The following is a 7,749-nucleotide window of genomic DNA, read 5'->3' on the forward strand; positions in this document are numbered from 1 at the left end:
CGCCTGTGGGGCGTGGCCGACGAACCGCGACCGTTGGCCGTGCAGATCTGGGACAACGACCCGGCGATTCTCGCCGAGGTCGGCGCCAAACTCGCGCACGAGTTTCGCGTCAGCGTGGTCGACATCAACTTCGGCTGCCCTGTGAAGCAAGTCACCGAAAAAGCGCACAGCGGATCGTATCTGCTCAAGCATCCTGATCGGGTCGCGGCGATCGTGGCGCGAGTGGCCCAGGCCTGCGCCCCCACGCCGGTCACCGCCAAGATTCGGCTGGGCTGCACGCGCGATCGCATCAACGCCATCGACGTGGCGCAAGTGGTCGAAGGGGCCGGCGGCGCCGCGCTCACCGTCCACGGCCGCACCGCCCAAGACTACTTCAAGGGCACGGCCGACTGGGAACGGATTGCCGAGATCAAGCCCTATCTCAAACGCATCCCCTTGATCGGCAACGGCGATCTGGCTTCGGTTGAAGCGGTGCTGCAGGTGTTTCGCCGTTACCCGGTCGATGGCGTCATGATCGCCCGCGCGGCGCTCGCCAAACCGTGGCTGTTTCGCCAAGTGCAGTCGGCCCTGCGCGGCGAACCAATCGCCGCCGACCCCACCTTGGCCGAGGAGCGCGCCCTGCTTCTGACACACTACGATCTGGTGGTCCGCCGCTTCGGCGTCGAAAAAGGGACCATCCTGATGCGCAAGTACGCCTGCTGCTACGCGCAAGGGCGCCCCGGCGCGCGCGAGTTTCGCACCTATGTCTCCAAAGCCGCCGACGCGCAGGCCTTCCACCAGATTGTCGAACGATATTTTCCGCAAGAAAGTGAAGCTGTTCCTGCCGCGAACGGTGACGACGACAATTGCGGCGAGTCAAGCGAACTCGACGCGGAGTAAGTAACTCGTGCTACAGGGACAGACGAATGCCAATCCTCGTTCAGTGTACGGAATGTGGTCGCAGCTTTCGTGTCCGCGAAGAATTGGCAGGTCGAACTGCCAAGTGCGGCGGTTGTCATTCGCGACTCGTCATTCCAAAGGTCTCTGTCGCCGCTCCCCAACAATTCGAAGCGCCTTTCGATCTCGCTAGCTTCACTAAAGAACTTCGCGCCGCGCTCGCCAAGTCGACACCCGATCGCAAGATCTCAAATGGCTATCGACTCGCCGTGATGCTGGCGACTCTTACCCTACTGGCGCTGCCTATCGGCTATCTAGCGATTGTCGGGGCCGCTGCCTTCCTCTTGATTCGGCTCGGCACGTCGCAATTGGGGGCGTTCAGCGTGTTGGACATCGCGCTGTTCGCCGCCGGTTGCGTTGTCGTGCTGTTCTTGCTGCGGCCGATTCCCTGGCTTTTCTATCGCGCGTCGCCAGATGTGTTTCCAATCTTTCCGATCCGTCGATATCCCCTCATCGAAGCGATCGCGCGCGAAATCAGCCTTGCGCAGGGCAGCCCAATGCCAACTCACTTAAAGTTTGATTGCGAGCTCAACGCGTCGGCTTCGTTCGGCCACCGACTGAGCGACGTGATCCGGCAAAAACAGATGGTGCTGACCATCGGTTTGCCGTTGCTTCGTAATCTATCGACAACTCAGATCGCGGGTATCATCGCCCACGAGATGACGCACTTTGACCAGCGGCAATCATTTCGACTCACCGTGCTCGGAAGGTGGCTTTCGAATTGGGTGCGCTTTGTCGCCGAACAGCGCAACGACGTCACGTTGCAATCCGTGCTAAGGGCGCAATGGCGTATCGAACGCTTCGTTCGCGCCGTCATCGCCATGGGTTTGGGGCTAGCTCAAGCGTTGCTTGTAACGTTGCATTCTATTGCCGAATTAATGGTTGCCGCCGTCTCCAGACAGATGGAGCGCTATGCCTATCGCCGACAAGCCATGCTTGTCGGCTCCGTTGCCTTTGCAGAAACAATGCTTTGGCTCAACAAGGGAGCTATGGCGCAGCGCAGCGTGGATCGGTCCTTGTCGCAATCTCTGGAACGACGTACGCTCCCGGACAATTTGCCAGAGCTATTCCGTATCTGCGTCGCGGACCTGTCCGCGGATCACATTACGGCCCTCAAGGAACGATTAACCACGGAACGCGCAGGATTGCTCGACTCACATCCGAGCTATCGCGACACGATGTATGACCTCCGCAAGACCAACCCGCCTGCTTTGTTGACTGATCGCGCCGAGGCATATCGATTGATCGTCGATTTTGAGGGGCTTTGCCGAGCAGTTACCCGCGCTCGCTATTACGAGCTTTTGGGCGGTGACCTGTCATTGGTAACAATCGCTCCGATCCAGGAGATTTTTCCCTACTGGGAAGCTGCCAACTCCTCAGCGCCGGCTCAATTCCCCGGCAATTGAGCCGGTTAAGAGTATATTGTTTGCAGGCGCTAATTCTCGTCCCGCTCCACCGTCACCGCCATCACCACCGGCGCCGATTGATCCGGCCCCTTCACGAACTCAATCTTGGCGATGGTTTCCTTGGGCCGCGCCGGCGCAACGGCCAAGTAGCGAATCTGCTGCTCGCGCAGCTTGAACGCCAGTTGCGACTTCGGCACATCCACCACCCGAATGTAGTCGGCGAAGTGTTCGCCATTTTTCAGTTCGTGATCCTCGGTTGAGCCGTCCGCGTAGTGCAATCGCACGATCAGGCTCACGCTCCCCTTCATGCCGACCGGGTATCCCCAACCGCTCACGCCTGACAGCAGGTGAATCTTGGTGGCCGCGGTGTTGCAATCCAGCGTCACGGAAGTCGGCAGGCGCCGACACATCTCGCTAGCCGGCGAATACAACAGAATGATATTTTCCGTGCGATCCCCCTGAGGATCGACAAGCTGAAACGGCGCCTCGTCGACCCGCTTCGTTCCCCAATCGTCGAACACCAATCGCTCGGCGTCAGCCTCTCGGCTGTAGAACATGCCGCGCGTGCTGATCGCGGTCGCCGCTTTGGCGATCGACAGCGGCACAAACCGCCCCTTCACGCTCAAGAATTCGAGTAGCGCCGCCAAATCGTCCGCTGGCAACTTCTCGAACCCCTCGGGCATCACCGACAACGGCGAAGCCGCGAACTCGTCGATTTCGTCGCGCTGCACCACATGCCGCTTTGCTTGGCTATCGAGCAATTCAACCGAGGTCTTGGTCTCCGCGAGCAACAGTCCCGTGAGGATCAGGCCATCGGTCGTGGTGACCACGTACTGCCGAAAATTACCTTCCACCGATCGATTGGGGTCGAGGACATCGGTCAATATCTCGGCTCGTGGACGTACAGCCATGCCAGTCAAGTCGGGTCCAATTCGTTCGCCCAGGTCGCCGTGCCGATGGCACTTGGCGCAGTTCTGCTCGAACACCAATTTGCCGCGCGTCACATCGCCGCGCCGCTCGGCGATGGGCAACAACTCGCTGAGCACGCGCTGGCGGTCTTCCGACGGTAACCGGTTGTTGCCGGCCGATAGCTTCTTCGCTCGCTGGGCGAGCGCGGCCTCGGGATGATGCACCAGGTTCTGCCATTGGTCGGCGCTCAGGTCGTCGGCCGAAACCGTGCCGCGGGCTACGGCGTCGAGCAACCGCGCCGTCCATGAGCTGCGCCGCAGGAGCGTGGCGACTGCCTGCGTGCGACTGGTGGGCGTCAGCCGTGGCCAGCATTCAATTAACAGTTCGCCAATCTCCGCGCGCGAACTGGTCGCCAGCGCGTCCAGTATGCCAGCCACCAGCGCAGGCGACGATCGCGGCGTAATCAAGTCCGTCAGCCGTCGTAGCGCTTCATCATGGCGCGCCATCGCGACCAATTGTCGCACCGCCTCAATCCGCTTGTCGTCATCCCGCTCGGCGTCGGCGGCCTGCTCGACTAGCTTCGCTTCGACCTGCCGCACTTGCTCGGCGAACGCGTCGCCGATCCCCCATTGCTGGGTCAATTTCGCCAACGTGAGCTGGCCTTCCACGTCGACGAGTCCCATCAGTCGATTCAACGCGCCAAGTTGCTCCTCGTTCAACTCAACTGCCTCGCGGCCACTCCAACCACCAGCCAGGCCGCCGATTGCCGCCCCCGCGATTGCTGGTTCGCTCGACGACAGCGCAACAACTAGTTCGCCGATCCTTGCGTGATCGTCGCCGGCGGCCCAGTGCCGACTGACCACTCGAACGGCCTCCGCCAATGCCGGCGGCGCTGCGGTCTTGTCCCGAACAGCGGCGGCTAACAAGAACGCCAGATCACAACGGGCAGCCGCGGCAATGGCCGCCGTCGGCAGCCAGCGGTCCTTGGCCACTGCGTCATGACGCAATAAGCCGGCCAACGCCCGCGCCGCGTCGTCCGAGGCCGGCATCTCGGCCAAGGTCAATAGCGCGGCCAGGCAAACTGTTGGCTGTTCGGCATCAAGTGCTCCCGAGGCCAACAATCGCTCCACACACGTTGCGTCGCGCGCTAGCGCCGCGAGCGCCGCCATCCGTACGCTCGTCTTCTTCGACCGTAGCGCGGCATCCAGCGCCTGACTCCATTCACGCCGTTCGACTTCCAGCCCGGTCAGCAGTCCCAACGCGTGTGGCGCCGCCACGCCATCGGCCGCGACCAATTGCGTCCATTGAGCCGCGATGTCTGTCTTTCCACGTTCGTACAGCAATCGCTGGGCGTGCAATCGCGCCGCCATGTTGTCGCTAGCCAGCGCTGCGATGAGCCCGGCGACATTGTCGCTCGCCAGCCCGGCCGCCGCTGGCGGCGCATCGCCATAATGGATGCGATAAATGCGCCCGTGCGATTTGTCGCGCTGCGGCGTGATATAGGCGTTACCGGCGCCAGTTTCAAATCCTGGCGGCGTCGGGTTGTGCCGCACAATGTAGTTGTACCAATCGATCATCCACACCGATCCATCGAGCGCCATCTGCGTTTCGATCGGCGCCGTCCACGGATCGTCGCTCGCCAGCAGGTTGAATCCATCCCTCGCCACATAGCCGCTGCCGCGCGGCGTCAGCCAATCGATATGCACCAGGTGGCCGGTCGGCTCGCAAACCAGCGCTGCGCGATCACGATACGCTGGCGGAAACTGCGCCGCCGTGTATATCGTCTGTCCGGCAGCGGCCGTGTAACCGCCATACGAATCGACCTGCCGCAGGTCGTGCCCAACGGGGTGCATCTGCTTATGGTCTTCGATCTCCGCCCAACCCATGCCGTGCCAGCCGCGCACCTGCTCAAAGTAGCGGTTCGGAATCGCCAGATGCACCGAGTGCTGATTGTTGGCGGTCGATACAAACACCTCCCCCGTTTCTCGAAAACCCAATCCCCAGGTGTTGTTGCTGGTGCTGGTGAGCACCTCCAGCTTGGAGCCATCGGGCTTGAATCGAATCACCCCCTGTTTGAAGCGGTGCGTTTCGCCGCCGGCGGTCACCTCGCCGCCACTGTAGCCCACCGTGGCCCACACCCAGTTATCCATTCCCCAGCGAAAATTGCTGTGTACCGCATGCGTGTCCATCTTGCCAAAGCCGGTGTACAGCACATCACGCCGATCGGCGACCAGGTCGCCATCGGTGTCGCGCAGATGAACAATGTGCGGCGCCAGTGCGACCAGCACCCCGTCGCGATACGGTAATAGCGACGTCGGAATATTCAACCCGTCGGCAAACACCGTGAATCGGTCGGCGCGCCCGTCGCCATCGGTGTCCTCGCAAATCTTGATGCGATCATGCCCGGCAAATGGTTCCAGCACGTCGTTTGGATAGTCCACACTCTCGACCACCCATACTCTTCCGCGTTCATCCTCGGCCATGGTGAGCGGCTTAACGATGTCCGGCTCGGTGGCGAATAAACGCACTGCGAATCCCTCGGGCAGGTGCATGCGCCGCATCGAGTCTTCGGGCGCGAGTGGCTGGGGCGGTTCGGTGGTCAACGCGCGATGCGTGTACTGCTCCACCGACAACTCCTCCGCCGCCGGCGCTTCGTCGGCCGCTGCCGCGGCCCAACGTGCTGCGCGCGCCAGTAAATCGGTGAACTCAGGCTGGCCCCAGGTGCGCTCGTCGTGCCCCAGCGCCGTGTAGAAGATCCTTCCCCGACCAAGCCCGCGCACCCACGCGTACGGCTCGTATCCGCCATCCTCCGCGCGCACCGCCAGCACACGATTGTCATTGGCAAGCTGATCGTGAACGTACGTTTCGTCCCAGGTTGAAAAGTTCCGCCAACCTTGCGTAATTGCATGCTGAGCGTCGACGACGACCGACCGGAACTCCCCCGTCCCATGATGATGAAACCTTCCGCCAATCAGGCGCGTGTAGGCGTCGCTATTGCGAAACGCGTGCGAAGCGCAATGGACCGCCACTAACCCGCCCCCTTGCCGCAGATAAGCGAGCAGCGACCGCTCCGCCTCGGGCGGCAACTCGCCGTCGTCCTTATAAATGAACAGGCAATCGCAATGGGCCAGCGATTCGTCGCCAAGCGTGCTGGCCACGTCCTCCGAGTAGGTGAGCGCCACGCCGGCGCTCGCCAAGCGGGGCGACGCCAGACGGATCATCTCGGCCGTGCGATGGCTGCCGCCAGAGCCCCCCAGCGCCAGCACGCGCAGCTTCGGCTTTGTCTGTCCGCCATTGGCCACCGAGCCAAAAAAGCAAAGGCCCAGCAAACAAACGCCCAACCGCCAGAGCACGCCAGCCCGACCAATCATTCGCGCCATCTCCTTGCGATTCCGCGACCTTGGCGCACGATGCCTGTACCAAGGCCCACAACCGGCTACCATGATAAACCTGCTCCAGGCCGTGAGTCATCAAGCGCGGCTACCCCAGCACCCGAGGCGCATCATGCAGGCCGAAGTGATATCGATCGGCGACGAGTTGACTAGCGGCCAACGGCTCGACACCAACAGCCAATGGTTGAGCGAGCGCCTCGGCGAACTCGGTGTGCGCGTCCTGTATCACTCCACCGTCGCCGACGATCTGGACGCCAATGTTCGAGTCTTTCAAACCGCCGCCGAGCGCGCCGATGTCATCGTCGCCACTGGCGGGCTGGGGCCAACGGCGGACGATCTCACGCGCGACGCGATCGCCGCTATGGCGGGGCGCCCGTTGGTGCTGAACCAGGAAGTGCTCGAATACATCCGCGCGCTCTTCGCCCGCTTCGGCCGCGACATGCCGGAAAAGAACCAGGTGCAGGCGCTTTTTCCCGAAGGTAGCCGCGTCATCCCCAACCCCAACGGCACGGCGCCCGGCATCGATATGGATATCGCGCGAACCGGGCGCGGCCCAAGTCGCATTTTCGCGCTGCCCGGCGTGCCGGCCGAAATGATGGAGATGTGGCGCGCCACCGTCGAACCCGCCATCGCCGCCCTGGTCGGCGCCAGCCGAGTCATTCGTCACCGCCGCATCAAGTGTTTTGGCGTCGGCGAGAGCCACCTCGAACAGATGCTCCCCGACATCATCCGCCGCGGGCGCGACCCATCGGTCGGCATCACCGTCAGCGGCGCCGTCATCACGCTGCGCATTACGGCGGCCGGCGCCTCTCCAGACGACTGCCTGGCCGCCATGGCGCCCACCATTGCCACCATCCACGAATGTCTCGGTGACATCGTCTATGGCGAGGAAGAAGACGAACTCGAACACGCCGTCCATCGCCTGCTGGCCGAGAAACAATTGACGCTCGCCAGCGCCGAGTGGGGCACTGGCGGTCTGATCGCCCAGGAACTCAGCAGCCTGGACCAACCGCAACAGCGATTCCTGGGGGGCGTTGTCGTAACCAGCGCCGCCGCAATCGAGTCCGCGCTCGGCGTTCCGCCTCACCTGTTGGAACAACATGGCG

General features: G+C 62.5%; 4 protein-coding genes. 3 read left to right on the plus strand and 1 reads right to left on the minus strand.

The features are described 5' to 3' along the window. Both K1X71_20720 and K1X71_20725 read left to right on the plus strand, forming a co-directional pair. Window positions 1-879, plus strand: an 879-nt coding sequence (locus K1X71_20720) for a tRNA-dihydrouridine synthase (GenBank protein MBX7075572.1), incomplete at its 5' end; no start/stop codon positions are given. 26 nt (window positions 880-905) lie between these two features. Beyond that, window positions 906-2,342 (plus strand): M48 family metalloprotease, encoded by a 1,437-nt coding sequence (locus K1X71_20725; GenBank protein ID MBX7075573.1) that lies wholly within the window; start codon window positions 906-908, stop codon window positions 2,340-2,342. Window positions 2,343-2,371: 29 nt separating this feature from the next. Here the strand turns inward: K1X71_20725 and K1X71_20730 are convergent, their stop codons facing one another. Further along, window positions 2,372-6,622, minus strand: coding sequence for a ThuA domain-containing protein (locus K1X71_20730; protein ID MBX7075574.1), 4,251 nt, complete (start codon window positions 6,620-6,622; stop codon window positions 2,372-2,374). A gap of 133 nt (window positions 6,623-6,755) precedes the next feature. Between K1X71_20730 and K1X71_20735 the strand changes: the two genes are divergently transcribed. Further along, window positions 6,756-7,749, plus strand: a 994-nt coding sequence (locus K1X71_20735; protein ID MBX7075575.1) for a CinA family nicotinamide mononucleotide deamidase-related protein, incomplete at its 3' end; no start/stop codon positions are given.

This window comes from Pirellulales bacterium (genome assembly GCA_019694455.1).
Classification (GTDB): domain Bacteria; phylum Planctomycetota; class Planctomycetia; order Pirellulales; family JAEUIK01; genus JAIBBY01.